The following is a 19,193-nucleotide window of genomic DNA, read 5'->3' on the forward strand; positions in this document are numbered from 1 at the left end:
GGATAGAAAACCCCGGCGCCGGGAGTGGGGTCTCCCGGCCGGGCCAGAAGAGCCCCCCCCCAGGGAAGGGTGAAGATATCCTGGACTAACAGCCTGCGCATGATCGGGGGATACGCCCGATTGCGTGTGCAGGAACAGGTCAGAGCGGTAGCTTTCATTATCGCCTACCTCATTATCTTCCAGCTTCTGATCCTGAGAGCTCCCCTTGAAGATGCCCTGGCGCTCACGCTGGGGGGTTCGGCGGTGGTGATTGGGTTAGCCCTCTTTCTGGAGGGGCTGGTCCTGGGATTGATGCCCCTGGGCGAGCTGGCGGGGGTCAAGCTTCCCCAGCGGGTGGGGCTGGCGGTGATCCTGCTCTTCGGACTCTTCGTGGGGCTCGGATCTACCCTGGCTGAGCCGGCCTTTGCTGCGCTTCGGCTGGCCGGCCGGGATGTCACCCCCTGGGGGAGCCCCCTTCTGTATGTACTTCTGGAACAGCACAGCTACACCGTGATTCTCTCGATCGCCGGCGGGGTTGGTGTTGCCGTTGCGCTGGGTATGCTCCGCTTTTCTTTGGGCTTTTCCCTGAAACCGCTGGTATTTTCCCTGATTCCCCTGCTGCTGATACTTTCGTTGATCGCCTCAAGGGATCCCAAGGTTCGTAGTGTGATTGGCCTCGCCTGGGATTCCGGTGCTGTCACCACGGTGCCCCTGGTGCTGGCTCTGGGGATCGGTGTCTCCCGATCTTCGGGGAATCGGGGAGAAGGGGGAGGTTTCGGGGTTATCATGCTCGCTTCGGCCCTGCCCGTGGCGAGTGTCCTCCTCCTGGCCATGGCCCTTGCTCCCTCTGTTCCCGACCCGGTAGAGGAAGAACACTTCTTTTCCCCGGCCTATCGGGAGCGGGCGCTGGAAGTTGTGATCGACGAAGGGACGCTCCTGCGCAGCGCCTTTTCCCAGAGCAGTGAGGCGGGCAGACGGGCCTTTTTTTCCGATGGCCGCTCCTACGAAGAGACGCTCCACGAGCTGGGAAGCGATTTCGCCCTGCGGGAATCCCTTCTGGAGGGAATATCCTTCCGGGATTGGGTGAACCATCGAGCTTCGGATTTTGAGCGACGGCTTCTCGATGAGTATCCACTGGAAAATTTTTCCGGAGAGGGTGAGCGGTCCGGTCGGGGAGTGTTTTCCCGGGAGCTTCAGGGGGCCCTGCGAGCCGTGGTTCCCATTTCAGCGCTTCTCATCGCCCTCCTCTTTCTGCTTCGGGAGCGGCCCCGCTACATCGACGAGGTACTTTTGGGAATTGTTTTTGCCCTTCTGGGAATGACCTTTCTCACATCGGGGATCCATTTTGGCCTGGGTCCCCTGGGAGACATGGTGGGTCGGGAGATCCCCCGAGCCTACCGGAGCAGCGAGCGGGGGAGCGACCGGATCGTGATCGACCGTTTTGACCCGGAGTTGGTCTTTGAAAGCATTTCTGCCGATGGAGAACGGGAACAGTTCTTCTTCTACCATCGGGGAGACCAGCCTCAGGCGATACCCTTTCGGCCGGAACAGTTCGATCCGCACCGACAGCGCTACGAGCACCGGCTTCAGCTGCCACCCCTCTTCGGTCCCAACCTTACGGCCCTGGGGATTGCCCTGGTATTGCTCTTTGCCTTCGGTCTCGGCTTTGGCTCTACCCTGGCGGAACCGGCCCTCCGGGCTCTGGGACGAACCGTGGAGGAGCTCACCGTGGGAACCATACGGGGACAGGAGGTTGTTCTCGCCGTTTCGATCGGGGTGGGAGTGGGCATTGTCGCGGGGGTATGCCGCATTCTTTTTGATTTTCCCCTGCTCTGGATCCTGGGGCCGGCCTATCTGGTACTGCTGCTTCTCACGGCGGTGAGTTCCGAGCTGATGACGAGCATCTCCTGGGATTGTGGTGGTGTCACCACCGGACCCGTTACGGTTCCCCTGGTTCTTGCCCTGGGGCTGGGGTTGGGCGGGGAGCTGGCGACCCTGGAGGGGTTTGGTGTTCTCGCCCTTGCCTCGGCCTTCCCCATTATTTCGGTCCAGCTTTTTGGCCTGATTGCGCAGTTTCGGCAGGGCCAGGCGATCGCGCCCGATCAGGAGGCCCAGTAATATGGCTGAGAGACTCTATCATTGCCCTGCGCGAAGGCGAATAACAGCCGCAGTCCATCCCCGCTACGTCTCGGATCTGGAGGAATGTCTGGCCCGGAGGGATATCGCATCGGTCTTTCTTACCGGAGGGAGGAGTGTTCGGCAATTTCTGCGGGACCGGCCGGGGTTTTTCCCGGGAAAACGGAAGACCCTGGAAGACGGTCCCCTGGAGCTGTATCAGTTTACCCTGCCTGCCCATCGGGAGGAGGAAATTCTTCAGGCCCTGGCAGGAGCTGCAGGGTTTGACCGTCCCGGGCACGGGTCGGTTTTCTCCCAGCCACTGGAAGAGTACTGTGGGAGCGAAGAAGATCGGGGAAGTGATGAAAAGGCCCAGAAGGTCGATCGGGTCGAAGAGCAGCGAAGGCTGACACGGGATCTCTCGCTCCTTACGGTTATTCTCTCTCTTCCAGGAAGCGGAGAGCATCTTGCCGGGATCGCCCTGGAGCTGGGGCTCTGCGTGCCCATTATTACGCACGGGATCGGTACGGGCGTACGCGACAAGCTGGGACTCTTGCGGATTACCATTCCCCCCCGGAAGGAGATCGTCCATCTTCTGATTCCCGCCCACGATGAGGAGAGCATTCTGAGAATTCTCATCGATGAGGCGCGATTAAACGCCCCGGGGCGGGGGTTTATTTACTCCACACCGGTCGATCGGGCGCTGCTCGATACGCGATTGCGTCTGGGAAAGCAACGTCACGCCGCGAGTATCGAGCAGATTATCGCTGCTATCGACGATCTGAGACAGGATACCTCCTGGCGACGGCGGTCCGCTGCCGGAGCCAGGCAGACGCAGCCCCTCTTTCGCCGCGAGCCGGGGCAGGAGATTATCGCCCTCTGTCGGGAGGGGGCCGGAGACCGGATCGTGTCCCGGGCCTTGCGCGCCGGGGCCGGCGGGGCTACGGTGGGGAAGGTTCGGCGCCTGCGGTTTTCCTCCCCTTCGGGAGAGAGTCAGGCCTGTGAGCGGGTAATTCTGCGTATGTCCCAGGGAAGATGCGAGGGGGTGGTGGCAGCAATCCTCGAGGGAGCGCCTGAAGGAGCCCTGGAGAGTCTTCAGATCATCTCTTCTCCCCGGGTCTTTTCCCATCAGTCCTGAATGACCGGGCAGGAGTCCCCTCCAGGGCTCGAAGGCCCTGGGGGGGGAGGGTGCTTACGGGCTTCTCCCCTAGCTGTTTTTGGTCTCCTTCGTGCCGGCGAAGGAGTCGATCACCAGGGAAATCGCGCCGTCGCAGGTAACGTTACAGGCCGTGCCAAAGCCGTCCTGGGCCATGTAGAGGGCGATCATAAGGCCCTGCTGGGCGGGTGAAAACCCCAGGATCGTGGTGAGCAACCCCAGGGCGGCCATAACAGCCCCGCCGGGTACACCGGGGGCGGCCACCATGGTGATTCCCAGAAGAATGATAAAGGGAAGAAACTCCAGAAAGGCGGGGTTCCCACCGTTCATGATCAGCACGGCCACAGAACAGGCAACGAGCGTGATGGTGCTCCCGGCCAGGTGGATCGTCGCGCAGAGGGGAACGGTAAAATCGGCGATCTCCCGGGAGACACCGTTGTTTTTGGTGCACTGAAGCGTTACAGGTATGGTGGCGGCGCTGGACATGGTCCCCAGGGCGGTGGCGTAGGCTGCCCCCATGGTGCGCACGGCACGAAGGGGATTTATTCCTTTTCGAACCCCGGCGATGGTGAAGTGGAGCATGATATACCCCAGATGCATGGCGATGATCAGGACAAAGACCTGGGAGAAAACGCGCAGCGTGGCGAAGGCCTCACCCGTGGCAGCCATATCGGCAAAAATTCCCGCGATATAGAGAGGGAGAAGGGGAATGATGACCTTCGATATGATCAGGACGATGACCTGACGAAACTCCTGAATCGCCTGGAAAAGGATGGTTTGGGCCTTTTCGTGGCGAAGAAAGTTGATTCCCAGACCGAAGATAAAGGCCGTGACCAGGGCCGTCATGACCCCCATCATGGGAGGAATATCCAGAGAAATATAGGGGGTGAGCCCCAGGGCTTCTTCCTCGACGAGCGCTCCCTGGGAGACGATCGCCGGAAGGATCAAGCGCGAGATAAAAAAGGCAAGAATCCCTGACACCAGGGTTGAGATATAGGCGATTCCCGCGGTTGCACCCAGGAGTTTCCCTGCCTTTGCCCCCAGATCGGCGATGCCCGGGATGATAAAGCCCAGGATGATCAGGGGAACGATGTAGGAAAGAAACTGCCCGAAAATCTGGGTGAAGGTGAAAAGAATATTTCCCACCCACCCAGGAAAGTAGAGTCCTACCAGAATACCAGAGACGATTCCCAGGACGAGCCAGGGGATCAAACCAAACTTCTTCATGATTCGCTCCTTTTATATTGAATTCAGGTCTTCAAAGAGCGAATCATAGAGGGATTTTCCCGGGGAGACAACCCGCGGGCTTTTTTCCCGCAGGAAGAGGGGAGCTGTCTTCCGGGCGGGGCGGATTTCCGCGATCGTCTCTCCGGGCGTTCAGAATTTCCGGTCCCTCAGAAACTGGGCAACCTCCAGGTTCTGAAAGAACGGCGCGTAGAGCTTATCGCATTTCACGATGTGTTTGACCACCCAATCTTCCAAAAAATCCATTACTTCAAGAGCAACCATTTTCTTGTTTCCTTCTTGCATCTCCCGGTGAAGGGCGTGGATTTTTTTTGCCAGCTTCTGGTGCATCTCCTTGTGATTCTGGCACTGGGGATACCCGAAATGTTCAAAGGCGGCCTCTTCGGCCCCCAGGTGGTAATCGGTGTAGGCGATCACATCGTCGAAGGTTTTCTCCAGGACCTCATCGGAAGAGCCGTCGCGAAGGACCCGGTAGAGCTGATCGATGATGGCGAGCCAGCGTTTGTGGTGTTCATCGAAGATATCGACCTTCACCGAGAGACCGGGGGTCCAGGTGGGGGTGCTTCCCTCCTGAAGGGTGGTGAGTATCTCCAGGATGGTGCGGCTCTCGGCGAGAAGTTCCTGAAACTGCTCCTCTGCGGCCGCCGGGTTTTCCCGGTAGAGCGCGGGAAGCTCCCGGGAGAGATCCCGGGTTTTCCGGTGGGTTTCGGTCAGGCGGCGGTAGGTTTGGGGATCTCCCGTCCGGGTTTTTCCCTCAACCTGGAGCCACTGGGTCAGGGCGGTATCGGGAATCTCGAGAGCCGGTGAGACCGGGTCCCTCGCATCCAGGACAGAGCGGATCTCCGTGAGCCATCGCACGTGGTCCAGCATCAGGTTTGCCGTCTCCAGGCGCTGAATCGAGAGGCCCGTCTGAAACCGGTCATCTTCCCGGGTGCTGTCCTGCTCCTGGGTATTTCGAAGGGTTCGGAAGAGATGAATAACCTGGGAGTTGTTCTCTGCTCCCAAGCGGGTCAGCTCTGTGGTACCCCCGCTCAGGGCGGTGAGGGAGGTCCCGATGGAGTCCATGGCCTCGGTGGTTTCCCGGGCGGCCTGGCGGGTCGACGCGAGAAGTTCCGTCACCGTGGCCGTTCCATTTTTCATGTCGTCGGCGCTGGAGCTGATTCCGGTGGTAATCTCCCTGAGAGAGGTCGTCGCCGACACCACCTCGCCCGTTCCCTGGGAGAGCTCTCGCGTGGCTGCAGCGATCTCCTGAAAGGCTTCGACCACGCTGTGGACACCCTCTTCGATATCGCCGAAGGACCGGGCGGTATGCTGACTGGCGACCTGGGCCTGATCGATATTGTCGACGAGTTCCTTCAGGGTTTGGGAAATCTGCTTCGCGTTGTGGGCGGTGGACTCTGCCAGGTTTCTGATCTCGGCGGCGACCACGGCGAAGCCTCGGCCGAAGGAGCCTGCGTGGGCTGCCTCGATGGCGGCGTTCATCGCCAGGAGGTTCGTGCGGGCCGCGATCTCGTTGATCACGTTCACCATGGTGTTGACACTCTGAACCGAGGATCCCACTTTTCCGATAACTCCTTCGGTGGTGCTGACCTGGGATCGTCCCTGGGAGGCCAGATCGAGCAGACCCTCGGCGGAGGAGCGCTTTGATTCTGTCACGGAGGCTACGCTCTCGATCGATGCCGACATCTGGGCGACAGCGGTGGCGCTTTGTTCGACGAGCCCGCGTTGGGAGGCGATTCGCGTGACCAGCGCGGCCAGTTCCTGCTGGATTTCTTCCACCGTGGAGGCGCCCCGATCGACCTGGGTTGAGAGATTCCTGGCGAGGCGGGCCGTCTCGGCCGATTCTCCGGCGATCTGGCCGATCAGAAAAAGCGTTTCCGCCACTTCCCGGGCCAGACGGCGACCAACTTTTTCGCTTCCCTGGGCGCTCTCGTGAACCTCCCTGATGAGTTCTCGCAACGCCGAGAAGCCCCGGCCGAGAAGTGCTTCCAGGGGATCACCCCTTCCATCCGGGGCGGGATTGGGTTCGTCGTGGGTGAGATCGTCGAAGATATGGCCCGAGGCGAAGCGCTCCAGGGCTGCGCGCAGGGATTGCGATGTCCCCCGACGAGCACCGGTGATGGCCAGGACGATGATGGACCCCACCAGAAGAGCCTGGGTTCCCCAGAACAGAGGGCCCGCAGGTGCCTGGGGCTGGAGGATCTCCCGGAATATGAGGGAGAGAACCGCGAGCATCCCCGCTCCAGCGGGGAGGGCCGTGGCGAGCAGATTCTTCAGGCGTGGTTTCTTCACAGGGGTCCCCCTTCACGTAATATGTACCGGCTAGCGGTTCAGGGATAAGTATAACAGATTGGACCAGCCGGGGCGCAACAGCAGAATGGGGAAGAGAATCAGAACCGGTATAAACATCCTGCAGAGAACCAGAGGGATCCCTCCTGGTCCTGGTTGTACCGCGATGACGATGATCCCGCCTGGACACCCGCGAAGGCCTGGAGGTGAAGACCGCTCTGGATCGTCCAGGATACCCCCCCCGAGAGGTGGGCCGAGGAATCAACGGGGGAGATCATACTGCGGCTCACCAGCTCGAGGGACCGGTTCGGCGAGAAACGCAGCTCTGGATAGAGAAAGATCCCGTAGGAGGCGGTTTGCGGGTCCTCTGCCCTGGTCCAGGCCCCTCCCGGAAAAAGGAGCGCCTCCACGCGCAGGGTCAGGGAGCGATTGAACCCCGGGGAGAGGTGCCAGAGGGAGCCGAGGGTCATGAGGGAGCGCTCCTCCAGACCGTGACGGAGCGTTTCGTCCGGTCGATCTTCCAGGGTTACCTGTCCCGCTGCGTACAGGTCGAGCGATCCCGCACCGCCCTGGATCGTCACGGCAGCGGTGGTTTCCTCCCGTTCTCCCTGGTAGAGGAGGGATGTTTCCAGGGAGAGTCGTTCTCCCGCGCGGTACAGGCGGAAGCCCGCCCTGGTCTGCTCCGGTCCCTGCCGGGATGGGAGGTGCTCGCCCGGGGAATGCTCCAGGGGCGGGAGGACCGCTGCTTCCAGATAGGCCAGATCTCCCAGAGGAAGAAAGACCGCTGTGAGCCAGGCCGTCTCGTCGCGCAGCGCTCCCAGGGTCGTCAGATCGACCAGAGCGGTTCCATCGGCTCCAAAGATCAGATCGCCAGCGTTCAGAAGCGCGCCTGCCCCCCAGGTGAGGCGGTCCTTTCCCGAGGTGATGCGCAGGGAGGTTTTCTCCCCCAGGGGGAGGCGAAACCGGGTGTAGCCTCGAAGCAGTTCCGTCAGGACCTGATCGGTGGAAGCTTCTCCGTTCTGCTCTTCCCGATGTTCATCGTGAAGGGTAAACCGGAGCTGGATTCGGCCCTCCACGGCCTGGCCGGGGGGGCTTCGCAGATCGACCGTGGCCCGGAAAGCGCTGGTGCTGTCCATACCCCCCTCGTCCCGACGCAGGAGATGGAGAAGGCTCTCGACCTCGGCCTGGACCCGCAGATCCTCTGCCGCCAGGGGAGCGGGTATCAGGGCGATCAGCGGGATCAGAAGGACCAGAAGTCTGCCTGAAAAACAGGGGAGCCTCGGGATCGACGCCACCAGGGGGTGCCTCACCAGGTGAGCCGGTCCAGGGAGAAGATATCCCCGGGCAGATCGATGCCGATCCGGACGGTGGTGAGGGCCAGTTCCGTTCCCCGGGAACGTCTGGTCTGGTCGGTGATTCTCAGGCGCGAGGGAAAGTGATAGGGGCCCTCCCGGCGCGTTTCCAGAACCTCCGTGACCTTCAGGATTCGTCCTGATCGCGCGTATTGTTCGCTCCGGCGAAGGACAAAGTATTCCCGGTCGACCCAGAAGATCTGTCTGGGGTAGGCCACGGTGGGGCGCCGAGCCAGAAGTTCTATTTTGAAGGTTCCCCGGCCATGGATCTCCTCTTCTCCCAGGAGGGTGAAATCGTAGTCCTGGGAGAGGCCCCTGCCACCGGTCATATCTTCGTAGGAGATATCGGAACCCACCAGGGAATCCCGGAGGGCCGCGCCGGTGAGACGGATCGTCTCCCGGGCGTCGGGATAGTAGAGGTAGAGATCGCCATCGCGACGGAGAACCCGCTGGCCCGCCTCGTTTCGGGAGGTGAACTCCAGGAGAAACCGATCGGTTCCCCTGGTATGGGCGATGTAGCTGCTCCGACGCTGGCCAAAGCGGTCGGTAATGATGATGTATCCCTCGAGGTAGCTCGTGGGGTGTGTCTGGTTCTCCTCCATGCGGGAGATAATGTACGAGGCCTGGGGTGTCTCCCCGCTGACGGGGAGGGGCAGGAAGATGGTCAGGGCCAGGAGGAGGGCCTCCGGGCTTCGGAGGAGCAGGGAAGGGAGCGTGGAATGTTCGCCACGGTGCATAGCGTTCTCCTTATGGTGTGATTTCAGGCTCGCAGGGCCTCTACGGGGGGGAGCCCCGCCGCCCGCCGGGCAGGAAGATAGGATGCTGCCAGGGCAACGGCCAGGGAGTAGCAGAAGACCCCCAGGGTCGACTGGAGGTTCAGAAGCGGATGGATTACCGACGATATATCGATCTCCACCATGTCCAGGCGGGAACCGAAATCGATTCCCCCGATCTGGGCGGGCAGGACCAGGAGAGATCCCGCCAGAACCCCTGCCAGAGATCCCAGGGTTCCCAGCAGGGATGCCTCGGTGAAGAAGAGTCGAACCAGGGTTCCCTCGGACATTCCCAGGGCCGAGAGGGTTCCGATCTCGCGGGTTCGTTCGTGGATGGTCATCATGGTGGTGTTGACGATCACGCTGCTTCCCACGAGAAAGAAGCACAGGGCGATGATGCGGTAGATGATATCGGCCACCTGAAGATAACGGTAGCCACCGCTGACCTCTGTCCACGGGAGGGGACGAAGCTGGTCGAGTCCCTGCGCCTGAAGGACCTCGTCCACCGCCCGAACCAGACCGGGAGTATCGCTGCCGGTGCCGCTTATCAGGATTTCGCTCACCCCCCCCTCCATACGAAGGTACCGACTCGCTGTCTCCAGGGGCAGGAGGTAGGAAGTCTGGTTCATGTGCCCCAGAGGAAAGGCCACGAGGCCCGTTACATCCAGGGTAAAGGCGTTGGAGCTGCGCAGGCGGGTTGTGGTGAGCACCGTAAAGGGTTCTCCCGGCGAAAGCCCGAGTTTTTCGGCAAGTCCTGCTCCCACCAGGGCCTCGCTGGTTCCGGGGCGGGGGAGCCTGCCGCTCAGGAGGAGTCGCTCCAGGTCGAGGTCTTCCCTCTCCCGGTCCAGGTCGATTCCGATTCCCCGGGAGGGGATCATCTCCTCACCCCGGAAGGTTGCTCCCTGGATGTGCACGCGGGGGCTCACCCGGTGGGTCTGATCCAGGCTTCGCAGGGCGGGGAGCAGAAGATCTGCCTCGGCCACGGTGTAGTGCAGAGGGTTCAGGTGCTCGTAGCGGTCGAAGAGGGCGTGGCGCAGGCGGACCTCTCCGGTTTCGTAGTTCCAGGAGTTGTGACGGACATCGGCCCGGATCCCCTCCAGCAGGGCAAAGAGGAGGGTGATCGTACAGGCCGCCAGGGCGATGGCCGTCACCGAGAGGACGCTGCGCCGCCGGTTTCTCAGGATATTTCGTGTGGCCAGGGTGATAATGTTTCGCGCCATCGCTGGGGGCCAGAAGGGGAATGGCGGGACGCGCAGGGGAGGTGTCGATCTGTCTCTGTGATTTCTGTGCGTCTTCATCAGGTCCCCCGCAAGAGATCGGTGATAGGAAGGGAAAACATCCTCCCCAGGGGAAGGAGTGCTACCGTCGTGGCCAGGCAGATCGCCCCCAGGGGAGTGCCCGCCAGCGCGGGGACGCTCCAGACCCCCTGGAGAACGCCACTGAAGGGGTAGTCGCTCTTGAGATCTTCCAGGAGGGGCGTGTAGTCGATCCCCCAGGTCACGAGATACCAGGAGAGGCCCGCGCCGATCACGAGCCCCACCAGCCCCCCGATCGCCCCGATCGTCGACCCCTCCAGGGCGAAGAGAAGACGCAACTCCCGATGGTTCATTCCCAGGGCCTGCATCATGGCGATCTCCTCCTCCCGTTCCAGCACGGCCATGACCATGGTGTTGGTTATTCCCACCGCGGCGATGAGCCCCAGCAGCAGCAAAATCGCGTTCAGCATCGAGTCCTGCATGTCAAAGGCCCGGGAAAACTCCCGGGTCATCTCGTGGAAGGTGAGGACCTCCAGGGGCTCCCCCGGGGAATGTTCCCCCGCCAGTTGGGCTGCCTGCGTCGGGTCTCCCCGGCCGGGAAGGGCTTCATCCAGGGCGATATGGATCATGGTGACGGCCTCCCCCAGCTCGAGGTCTTCCTGAACCTGGTCCAGGGGCAGATAGACCGTCGATCTGTTCAACCCGGGGTGGGGCGTGTCGAAGATTCCTGCCACCTCCAGATCCAGCAGCTGGTGAAAGCCCTGGCGGGTCCGGGTGATAACCGTTACGGGGAACCCCGGTTTTGCCCCCAGCTGGTCCGCCAACCAGGAGCCCAGGAGAATTTCAGGTTCCCCGGCGCGGAGAAACCGGCCATCCCGGATCGTTCGATCCAGGTGGAAGACGGCCGGGTCTTTCCGGGGGTCGATGCCGCAGAAATCCAGAAAGAGGGAGCCCTCCTCGGGGTAGGGGTCGTAGTGAACGATCAGTTCACCCCGAAAGGAGACCCGGGGGGCAGCGGCGATTGCATTTTTTTCCAGCTTTTCAAGCAGGGCGGAGGTGTTCCCGACGAGCCGATCCAGGGATCGTCGCGACCGGTCGTCCCAGTATCCCCGCGATGCGATGGCGGCGCTCCCCGTAACGTAACGTGCCAAATTCCGTTCCGATTCGCTGCGAATCCCCTGGAGAAGGGAGGTCATGGCGATAAAGATCCCCACCCCCAGGGCGACGGCGCCGGTGGTGATCGCTGTCCTGCGCCGATAGCGGGTGAGGTTTTTTCCGGCCAGACGGGCCAGAAAGGAGATCTCGCCCCAACGAAGGCCCGTCACAGGAGGACCCTCTCCTGTTCCTCCTGGAGTGTGCCATCGCGGAGGAGGCAGAGCCGGGAAGCCCGGTCCATCACCCGGGGATCGTGGGTAGAAAAGACAAAGGTGGTACCCCGGCGCTGGTGGATCTCGCGCATGAGGTTCAGGATCGATGCGCCCGTCTCGGAGTCCAGGTTTGCCGTGGGCTCGTCGGCCACGACGATCAGGGGGTTTTTAACGAGTGCCCGGGCAACGGCTACCCGTTGCTGCTGCCCTCCCGAGAGCTCGCCCGGTCGCCGGTTTTCCAGTCCCTCGAGTCCCACCTCGCCCAGGATCTCCCGGGATCGGTGAAAGACCTCCTCCGGGGAAAGGTTCAGCAGGGTCAGGGCGATGGCGACGTTTTCCTGGGCCGTGAGAACGGGAATCAGGTTGAAGTTCTGGAAGATGAAGCCGATCTTTTTCCGTCGCACCGCGACCTGTTGTCGGGTGATCTCCCGGGCCTGACGGCGGCTCTCGGGACGGGCGTTTCGGGAAGGGATAGGGATTCCCGCCAGGGTGAGTTCCCCCCGGTCAGCCTGATCGATGCACCCGATGATGTTGAGCAAGGTGGTTTTGCCCGATCCCGAAGGCCCTGCCAGGGCAAGAAAATCGGAGGGCCTGATCGAGAGGGTGATTCCCCGCAGGGCCTGCACCGGGGTGGCTCCGTTGTGGTAGCTCTTGTGGAGATCGGTGATCTCTATCATGGCGGGGGTCATGATCGTCCTTCCTTCTGACTGGCGAGATAGCGTTGAATGCTCTCGATGATCGGCTGGACCCCCAGATCGATCCGCCCCGGGGGGAGTCCCAGGAGAAGGTTTACGGTGTATTCCAGATGACGGACCTGGTCGGCGTATTCTGTGAGTTTTTCCGGGTTCTGGATCGATTCCAGGATGATCTTTCCCTGACTGTGGCTGGTTCCTGCCATGAGAACCAGGAGAAACCGGCCAAACCCGCGAGGATCGGGAAGGAAGAACTCCCCCGATCGGACTCCCTCCAGAACGGCTGCGTCGAAGTAGGGGGCCAGGGTATCTACGGAGGTCTCGATGATTCTGCGCAGGAGCAGGGAGTTCTCTTCCCGGTAGAGCGCAGAGACGCTGAGAACCACCAGCTCGACCCGTTTCTGCTTCCAGGTGCTGTTGATATCGAAGTAGGCCTGCAGTCGTTCGGTGGCGGAAATATCAGTACGCCCGTGCCATTGGTCAAAGTCGTGGATCATCTCCTCCATGAAGGAGAGGACCAGGACCTCGATGAGATCGGTCTTCGCCGTGAAGTGGTGGTAGAAGGTTCCCTTGGCGATTCCGGCGGCGTCGATGATCTGACTGATGGTGGTGTTTTCGTACCCCCGGGAGAGGAAGAGGTCCCGGGCGCAGGCGATAATCTGCTCTTTCCGATTCTGGGCTGTCATGGGTGCTCCCTGTGGTTCGTTCTAGACCGACGGTCGGTCGGTAATGGTATCGTACCAGACCGACCGTCGGTCGTCAATCCCCGGATTTCGAAGACGCCCCGATGGGGTGTGAGTTTTGGGGGGCTCAGGGGGGCGTCAGCTTGACTCCCCCCTGAAGGGAGTGATAATCAAGGGCCATGAATAACATAACCAGCTCGATTACCGCTGTGGCCTTCGACTACGGCGGGGTGATCGCCGATTTTCTGAGCGTCCAGGCCCTGGAAGAGATGGCCCGGTTGGCGGCGGTTCCCCGGGAGGCTTTTCGACGGGCCTACTGGGAGCACCGGGGAGGCTACGATTCGGGAGCGCTTCAGCCCCGGGAGTACTGGGGGGCCGTTCTCGAGGGATCGGGGAGCCCCTGGAGGGGTGACGATTCCCGCTACGCCCTCCTGATCCGGGGGCTTTTACACCTCGATGCGGCGGGGTGGTCCCGGATAAATCCCGCCATACTCCGCTGGATTCTTGAGCTCCACCGGCGGGACGTCCGGCTTCTGGTGATCTCCAATATGGCCGGGGCGACCCGGGAGATGGTGATCGACCCCGCGCCCTGGCGGGAGCTCTTCGAGCGGGTGGTGATCTCGGGTGCCCTGGGGGTAAACAAGCCCGATCGGGAGATCTTCCGCCATGCGGCACAGGAGATGGCCCTGGAACCGCAGGAGATTCTCTTTCTCGATGATCTGGAGACCAACGTCGAAGGTGCTCGGCGGGCGGGGTACGCGGCGCACCAGGTGGTGAGCCCCGATGACCTCTTCCGGGATCTGCGGGAAAGCTGGCCCGCTCTGGTGGAGGATGGGCGATGAGTCAGTTGATTCTCTCAAACGCCCGGGTCTTCACGGGGGTGACCGAGCTTGAGGAGAGCGCCGTGGTGGTGGAGGAGGGGAAGATCACCGAGGTCTGTTCCCGGCGGCGACTCGAACAAAAAGAGCTGTCCCGGGAGACGCGCTGTATCGATCTGGAGGGGGCTCTCGTGGCTCCGGGCTTTGTGGACACCCACATTCACGGCTTCGGCGGGTTCGGTGTGGAGGACTGCGATCCCCAGGCGATTCTGGGTATGTCCCGTGCCCTGGTGCGTACGGGGGTAACCAGTTTCTGTCCCACCCTGTACCCCCAGGAGGAATCCCGGTTTTTCGGAGGAATCCACGCGGTGGTGGACGCTCTGGGGAAGGAAGAGGGCGCCGAGATCCTGGGGTTGCACCTGGAGGGGCCCTTCATATCGCCCGAAAAAGCCGGGGTCCAGCGACCCGAGTATATGCGAGCTGTGGATATCCCCCTGATGGAGCGGTTTATCGAGGCCGCCCGGGGACACATCGTGAATATGACGGTGGCACCGGAACTGAAGAATATGCGCAACCTGGCGCTCTTCTGTGCGCGCCAGGGGATCGTCCTGCAGGCGGGCCATTCCAACGCCACCTACGACAACATGGTGGAGGGGATGGAGTCGGGTATTATTCACGCCACGCACTTCTTCAACGCCATGAGGCCCCTTCACCACCGCGACCCCGGGGTGGTGGGGGCGATCCTGATTCACCCCGATATCTCCTGCGAGATTATCGCCGACGGCTATCACCTCCACCCGGCGATCATCAAGCTCCTGGTTCAGGAAAAACCCTCGAGCCGCATCGTTCTTGTCACCGACGCCCTCACCCCCACGGGGCAGACCAGGGGTATTGCCAACGGGGAGGAGGTGGAGCTCTCTCCCGAGGGAGTCTTCAAACGCTCCTCCGACGGGGTGATCGCAGGATCGGCCCTCACCATGGACCGGGGGGTGAGAAATCTTGTCTCCTACGGAATCCCCCTGGCGGAGGCTCTCCATATGGCCTCCACCAATCCCGCTGAGATCATGGGGCTGGGGAAGCGCAAGGGAACACTCCTGCCGGGGAGCGACGCCGATCTGGTGGTGCTCGACGCCGATCTTTCCGTGAAGGCAACCCTGGTGAAGGGGCGGTGCCGCTATTCCCGGATTCCCCTGCTCGAGGTTTCCTGAGCTGAAGCTGTCCGGGGTGGTTCGCAAAATAGTCCTGGTTTTCGGCAAATTGTCCGATTGGTGGATCTTCCTGATCGACGGATAATGGTGGTGTGCCCCAACGGGCACGCTACCATTTCAAGGAGGATTTGATGAAACGAATTGTTGCCCTGGCGCTGATGACCGCTCTGGTCGCTTCTGCCCTCTTTGCGGGAGGTCAGAAGGAAGACGCCGATGGACCTGTCTCCCTCACCTATTGGACGCACGAGGACCCCAACCGGACTCCCCTGGAGGAACGGCTCATCAGGGAGTTCGAGGCTGCCAACCCCGGTGTTACCATCCGGCGCGTTACCCACCCCTCGACACGGATCGCCGAGCTTCTCCTGACGGCCTTTGCGGCAAATCAGGGACCCAACATTTTCAACACCCAGCTTGAAAACAGCTTTGCCTACGTGGCCAACCATCGGGTCGCTCCGGTGAACCTCGAGGCTGTGGGAGCCTCCTCTCTGGAGGCGCTCCTGGGTCGCTATGTCGAGGGATCGCTGGATCCGGTTCATATCGAGGGAAAGCTCTACGGTCTTCCCCTGGAGGTTCTTAACTGGAGTATCTTCATCAACGACCGGATCTTCCGCGACGCCGGTCTCGATCCCGACCGGGATTACCCCAAGACCTGGGAAGACATGGTGCGGGTCAGCGAGCAGATCGTTCGGCGTGAGGGAAATATCATCACCCGCCGGGGATTTGACTTCCGCTATTCCGATTACCTGATCGCCCTCCTGCCCATGGTGGAGCAGCTGGGAGGACAGCTGGTGAGCGACGACGGAAAGACCGCCATCGTGGGAGAGGAAGCCTGGCTCGAGTTCCTCCGGTTTATGGAACAGTGGGGCCCCGGTGGACAGAACCTCGGTTCCCCCACCTATCGGAACGCCCGGTCGCTCTTCAACCACGACAACGACGATATCGCCATGACCCACACCGGCATGTATCAGCAGGCGCGGATCATGGCAGACAACCCCGAGTTCTACGAGAGCGGTGAATGGCGGGTTGTACCCTTTCCCGTCTTCGAGAACGCCGTGAATGACATAGCAGCCTGCTACTACGGTCAGTACCTGATGGTGAACGCCCAGGCCACGGAACGCCAGCAGTACTACTCCTGGAAGTTCATCGAGTTTATGCAGCAGCACGCCGAGGAGTATCTCCAGATCGGGATCATCCAGCCCTCGCGGGAGCTCATGGAGAGCGATCTCTACCTGAGCATGCCCTACGCCGATGTTTTTGCAGCCGACATGGAGCGCGCCCGGGTGGTGTATCACGCCGGCAACAGCTCCAAGCTCCAGGAGCTCTTCAAGACGGCCGTGGAGTCGGTCATGCTGGGCGGGGTTTCCCCCGAGCGGGCCTACGCCACGCTGAAAGCCCAGGCCCAGGAAGTCATCGACGAGGGCTGAGGCCCTCTCATTCCGTACCCGCCGGTTTCCGGGAGACAGCCCTCCCGGGGACCGGCTTCTCGCGTTCGCCGCGATCACGTTTTCACGCGATAGCCAAGAGAGATGACCAAGGAGTGGCACCCCATGAACAGAAAATATCCGAAGAAGGCACGAACGCTGCAGCAGAGTCAGGACCTCTGGGGAAGGTTGTTTGTCCTTCCGGCGGTGCTTTTTTTCTCGATCTTCAACTTTTATCCGATCCTGAACGCCCTGTGGACCAGCCTCTTTAACCGGCGGATCCTGAGCTTCGCCAAGCCCGATTTCATCGGTCTCCAGAACTATATCTTCCTGCTTCAGTCGGGGAGCTTCTGGAACAGCGTCAGGGCAACCCTGGTTTTCACGGCGGGGACCTTTCTCTCGCTTCTGGCCCTGAGTCTCCTCGTGGCGGGCCTCCTTTCGAGGATCTCCCGGGGAAGCCGGTTCCTGCAGACCGCCTACTATACCCCGGCGGTACTCTCCTCGGTGGTGGCCGCCACGATCTGGCTGCTCATCTTTGACCCCCGGGGAATCGCCAACCAGTTTATCAATACCCTTATGAATACCCCCGGCGTGGACCATCGCTGGTTTTCCCACCCCGTCCGTGTGCAGATAGCCACCATGGTAGTCTACTTCTGGAAATATATCGGGTACTTTGTGATCGTCGTCCTGGCTGGCATGGCCTCGATCCCCAAGACGATCTACGAGGCAGCCACCATCGACGGCGCCAACGGGTGGCAGCAGTACTGGAGAATCACCTTCCCCCTGCTGAAGCCCACGGTGGTTCTGGTCTCGATCATGTCCATGCTCCAGTGCCTCAAGACCTTCAGCACCCAGTATCTCTTCACCCAATCGGGGGCACCTCTGGCACCGATCAACGTGATCACCCTGAATATCTATAACACCGGGATCAGGGATCACCGAATCGGCCGGGCCAGCGCCATGAGTATTATTCTCCTGATAATCATGATGGTCTTCACCTATATCCAGTTCAAGACCTCCAAGACCGACGAGGTATCCTACTAATGAAAACGATGCAGCATCTGACACACCTGCCGTGGAAAGAACTCCCCCGGCGTTATGGAGCGGGCGCGCTGGGACTTCTGATTATGGGAAGCCTCCTGGTCATCACCGTGTTGCCCCTGATCTTTATGGTGACCGCCTCGATCATGCCCTCGGGAGAGATCATGCGGATGCCCTATCCCTGGATTCCCAGCGAACTGGCCTTCCGCAACTACTACCGTGCCCTGGCAGGCCACGACGAATCCTTTATCTTCGTCCGCAACATCATGAACTCCCTGATCGTCTCCTCATCGGTGACGGTTACCACGGTCATTCTGGGCGCGCTCACGGGCTACAGTCTTGCCAAGTTCCAGTACAAGGGACGGATTGTGATCTTCATGATGATCATGGCCACCATGATGATTCCCTTCGAGACGATCATGATCCCCCTCTATATGGTGGCCACCAAACTGGGAATGCAGAACAGCTACGCCGGGTTGATCCTGCCCTTCATGCTTAACGCCTTCGGGGTCTTCATGATGCGCCAGTACTACAGCACCTTTCCCGGGGAGTTTCTCGACGCAGCCCGGGTAGACGGGATGGGAGAGATTGCGATCTTCGGGAAAATCATCCTGCCCAACACCGGTCCGGCCATCGCAACCCTGGCGATCCTGGCCTTCCGTTCCCAGTGGGATACCCTCCTGTGGCCCCTTCTCATCGCCCAGTCTCACGAGATGAAGACGATTCCCGTATATATCGTGCAGTTCGCCGCCGAGCGTACCGCCGACTACGGAGCGATGATGGCCGTGGCCACCATCGCCAGCGTCCCCATGTTCGTGCTCTTTATCACCCTCTCCCGGTATTTTACCGGCGGCGCAGCGGTTTTCTCCGCCCGGAAAGGCTGATCGTGGTCAGGAAGAGGGCGCAGCCATGAACTTTATCTTCGATATGGGAAATGTTTTGTCCCTGGGGGTCGATGTCATCCCCGCGATCAGCGAGATCACGGGGATCGCCCCCCAGGAGCTGAAGAAATTCGGTGGAAATGATTTTCTCGATCTTTCGGTGGGAACCATGGAGGCCGAAGAGTTCTGGCAGGCCTTCAATCACCACTTCGGGACCGCCGTGGAGCGGGATCTGATTGCCGACTGTTTCTCACCCCTTCTGGACCGGCGGATGGAGGCCCTGATCGTCACCCTGCGCGATCGGGGTTTCTCCGTGGTCTGCGGCACCAACACCCTGGAGAGTCACTATCAGCACCACCTGAAACAGGGGGACTACCGAGTCTTTGAAAAAGTCTATGCCAGTCATCACCTGGGGCTGGTGAAGCCGGACCCCCGATTTTTCCTGACGATTCTGGAGGATCGGGGCTGGCAGGCCCAGGATACGCTCTTTGTGGACGACCTGCCCGAGAACGTGGCGGCTGCCCGGAAGCTGGGGATCACAGCCTGGGAGTATCGGGACTACCCGCCCTTTGAGGCCTTTCTGCTCGAGCGGAATCTACTCGCCGAGGCGGTACTCCCGGGGGCTTGATCCTACGATCCTGCGGAAGACCTTGGCAAAATAGGCGGGGTCCCGGTACCCGCACCGCCAGGCGACCTGGGTGATCTGGTTGCGGGGGTCCCGCAGGAGCGTCTGGGCCACGGTGATCCGGTGCGCCGTGAGGGCCTGCATGAAGGTTTGGGATCGTTCCTGCCTGAAGAGGGTCGCCAGGTGGCTCTCGGTGATCGCCAGGTGGCGGGCCGCCTCGGCCAAGCCGATATCGCGGTGATAGTGTTTCTGGATATAGAGGAGCGCCTCGTGAACCAGGGGGTGCATCGGG

17 protein-coding genes are annotated in these 19,193 nt (G+C 61.2%); 8 read left to right on the plus strand and 9 right to left on the minus strand.

The features are described 5' to 3' along the window. Positions 1–69 precede the first annotated feature (69 nt). Both B071_RS0106160 and B071_RS18340 read left to right on the plus strand, forming a co-directional pair. A complete protein-coding gene (locus tag B071_RS0106160; RefSeq protein ID WP_026245033.1) occupies positions 70–2,097 on the plus strand; it encodes a DUF1538 family protein in 2,028 nt (675 codons plus the stop codon). A gap of 1 nt (position 2,098) precedes the next feature. Continuing rightward, the gene (locus tag B071_RS18340) at positions 2,099–3,232 is read left to right on the plus strand and encodes a hypothetical protein (protein WP_018526232.1); all 1,134 of its coding nucleotides are present in this window, start codon (positions 2,099–2,101) and stop codon (positions 3,230–3,232) included. Positions 3,233–3,301: 69 nt separating this feature from the next. On the opposite strand, the gene B071_RS0106170 is transcribed toward B071_RS18340, so the two are convergent. The 8 genes from B071_RS0106170 to B071_RS0106205 all read right to left on the minus strand — a co-directional run bounded on the left by B071_RS0106170 (position 3,302) and on the right by B071_RS0106205 (position 12,910). Then, a complete protein-coding gene (locus tag B071_RS0106170; RefSeq protein WP_018526233.1) occupies positions 3,302–4,477 on the minus strand; it encodes a dicarboxylate/amino acid:cation symporter in 1,176 nt (391 codons plus the stop codon). A gap of 150 nt (positions 4,478–4,627) precedes the next feature. Continuing rightward, positions 4,628–6,787, minus strand: a complete 2,160-nt coding sequence (locus B071_RS0106175) for a bacteriohemerythrin (RefSeq protein ID WP_018526234.1) — start codon at positions 6,785–6,787, stop codon at positions 4,628–4,630. Between the two features lie 98 nt (positions 6,788–6,885). Continuing rightward, positions 6,886–8,094 carry a hypothetical protein gene (locus tag B071_RS0106180; RefSeq protein ID WP_018526235.1) on the minus strand — a complete coding sequence of 403 codons (1,209 nt, stop codon included), beginning with the start codon at positions 8,092–8,094 and terminating at the stop codon, positions 6,886–6,888. Further along, on the minus strand, positions 8,091–8,873 hold the full coding sequence (locus tag B071_RS0106185) for an outer membrane lipoprotein-sorting protein (protein ID WP_018526236.1): 783 nt from the start codon (positions 8,871–8,873) through the stop codon (positions 8,091–8,093). Before B071_RS0106185 ends, B071_RS0106180 begins: the two co-directional genes overlap by 4 nt. A gap of 23 nt (positions 8,874–8,896) precedes the next feature. Continuing rightward, entirely contained in the window at positions 8,897–10,129 is a 1,233-nt protein-coding gene (locus B071_RS0106190; protein WP_018526237.1) for an ABC transporter permease, read from the minus strand. Between the two features lie 77 nt (positions 10,130–10,206). Continuing rightward, the gene (locus B071_RS0106195) at positions 10,207–11,490 is read right to left on the minus strand and encodes an ABC transporter permease (RefSeq protein ID WP_018526238.1); all 1,284 of its coding nucleotides are present in this window, start codon (positions 11,488–11,490) and stop codon (positions 10,207–10,209) included. Further along, positions 11,487–12,221 (minus strand): ABC transporter ATP-binding protein, encoded by a 735-nt coding sequence (locus tag B071_RS0106200; RefSeq protein ID WP_018526239.1) that lies wholly within the window; start codon positions 12,219–12,221, stop codon positions 11,487–11,489. Before B071_RS0106200 ends, B071_RS0106195 begins: the two co-directional genes overlap by 4 nt. Further along, positions 12,218–12,910 (minus strand): TetR/AcrR family transcriptional regulator, encoded by a 693-nt coding sequence (locus B071_RS0106205; RefSeq protein WP_018526240.1) that lies wholly within the window; start codon positions 12,908–12,910, stop codon positions 12,218–12,220. Before B071_RS0106205 ends, B071_RS0106200 begins: the two co-directional genes overlap by 4 nt. 176 nt (positions 12,911–13,086) lie before the next feature. Here B071_RS0106205 and B071_RS0106210 point away from each other — a divergent pair, with 176 nt between their 5' ends. From B071_RS0106210 to B071_RS0106235, 6 genes are all read left to right on the plus strand, one after another. Next, entirely contained in the window at positions 13,087–13,749 is a 663-nt protein-coding gene (locus B071_RS0106210) for an HAD family hydrolase (RefSeq protein WP_018526241.1), read from the plus strand. Continuing rightward, positions 13,746–14,933, plus strand: a complete 1,188-nt coding sequence (gene nagA, locus B071_RS0106215) for an N-acetylglucosamine-6-phosphate deacetylase (RefSeq protein WP_018526242.1) — start codon at positions 13,746–13,748, stop codon at positions 14,931–14,933. The genes B071_RS0106210 and nagA overlap by 4 nt, the downstream gene beginning before the upstream one ends. A gap of 131 nt (positions 14,934–15,064) precedes the next feature. After that, a complete protein-coding gene (locus B071_RS0106220) occupies positions 15,065–16,357 on the plus strand; it encodes an ABC transporter substrate-binding protein (RefSeq protein WP_018526243.1) in 1,293 nt (430 codons plus the stop codon). A gap of 123 nt (positions 16,358–16,480) precedes the next feature. Further along, the gene (locus tag B071_RS0106225; protein ID WP_018526244.1) at positions 16,481–17,398 is read left to right on the plus strand and encodes a carbohydrate ABC transporter permease; all 918 of its coding nucleotides are present in this window, start codon (positions 16,481–16,483) and stop codon (positions 17,396–17,398) included. Beyond that, positions 17,398–18,279, plus strand: a complete 882-nt coding sequence (locus tag B071_RS0106230; RefSeq protein WP_018526245.1) for a carbohydrate ABC transporter permease — start codon at positions 17,398–17,400, stop codon at positions 18,277–18,279. The genes B071_RS0106225 and B071_RS0106230 overlap by 1 nt, the downstream gene beginning before the upstream one ends. Before the next feature lie 25 nt (positions 18,280–18,304). Further along, positions 18,305–18,904, plus strand: a complete 600-nt coding sequence (locus tag B071_RS0106235; protein WP_018526246.1) for an HAD family hydrolase — start codon at positions 18,305–18,307, stop codon at positions 18,902–18,904. On the opposite strand, the gene B071_RS0106240 is transcribed toward B071_RS0106235, so the two are convergent. Next, positions 18,872–19,193 (minus strand): helix-turn-helix domain-containing protein (locus tag B071_RS0106240; protein ID WP_157703054.1); only part of this gene is annotated, 322 nt, incomplete at its 5' end. The two genes, B071_RS0106235 and B071_RS0106240, sit on opposite strands and share 33 nt — an antisense overlap.

Source organism: Alkalispirochaeta alkalica DSM 8900, assembly GCF_000373545.1.
Lineage (GTDB): Bacteria > Spirochaetota > Spirochaetia > DSM-27196 > Alkalispirochaetaceae > Alkalispirochaeta > Alkalispirochaeta alkalica.

What these genes read in the sequence shown, in the direction of transcription:
- B071_RS18340 (WP_018526232.1), top strand. Translation starts at nt 2,099, where the DNA reads ATGGCTGAGAGACTCTATCATTGCCCTGCGCGAAGGCGAATAACAGCC.
- B071_RS0106170 (WP_018526233.1), bottom strand. Translation starts at nt 4,477, where the DNA reads ATGAAGAAGTTTGGTTTGATCCCCTGGCTCGTCCTGGGAATCGTCTCT.
- B071_RS0106185 (WP_018526236.1), bottom strand. Translation starts at nt 8,873, where the DNA reads ATGCACCGTGGCGAACATTCCACGCTCCCTTCCCTGCTCCTCCGAAGC.
- B071_RS0106190 (WP_018526237.1), bottom strand. Translation starts at nt 10,129, where the DNA reads ATGGCGCGAAACATTATCACCCTGGCCACACGAAATATCCTGAGAAAC.
- B071_RS0106200 (WP_018526239.1), bottom strand. Translation starts at nt 12,221, where the DNA reads ATGACCCCCGCCATGATAGAGATCACCGATCTCCACAAGAGCTACCAC.
- B071_RS0106205 (WP_018526240.1), bottom strand. Translation starts at nt 12,910, where the DNA reads ATGACAGCCCAGAATCGGAAAGAGCAGATTATCGCCTGCGCCCGGGAC.
- B071_RS0106210 (WP_018526241.1), top strand. Translation starts at nt 13,087, where the DNA reads ATGAATAACATAACCAGCTCGATTACCGCTGTGGCCTTCGACTACGGC.
- nagA (WP_018526242.1), top strand. Translation starts at nt 13,746, where the DNA reads ATGAGTCAGTTGATTCTCTCAAACGCCCGGGTCTTCACGGGGGTGACC.
- B071_RS0106220 (WP_018526243.1), top strand. Translation starts at nt 15,065, where the DNA reads ATGAAACGAATTGTTGCCCTGGCGCTGATGACCGCTCTGGTCGCTTCT.
- B071_RS0106225 (WP_018526244.1), top strand. Translation starts at nt 16,481, where the DNA reads ATGAACAGAAAATATCCGAAGAAGGCACGAACGCTGCAGCAGAGTCAG.
- B071_RS0106230 (WP_018526245.1), top strand. Translation starts at nt 17,398, where the DNA reads ATGAAAACGATGCAGCATCTGACACACCTGCCGTGGAAAGAACTCCCC.
- B071_RS0106235 (WP_018526246.1), top strand. Translation starts at nt 18,305, where the DNA reads ATGAACTTTATCTTCGATATGGGAAATGTTTTGTCCCTGGGGGTCGAT.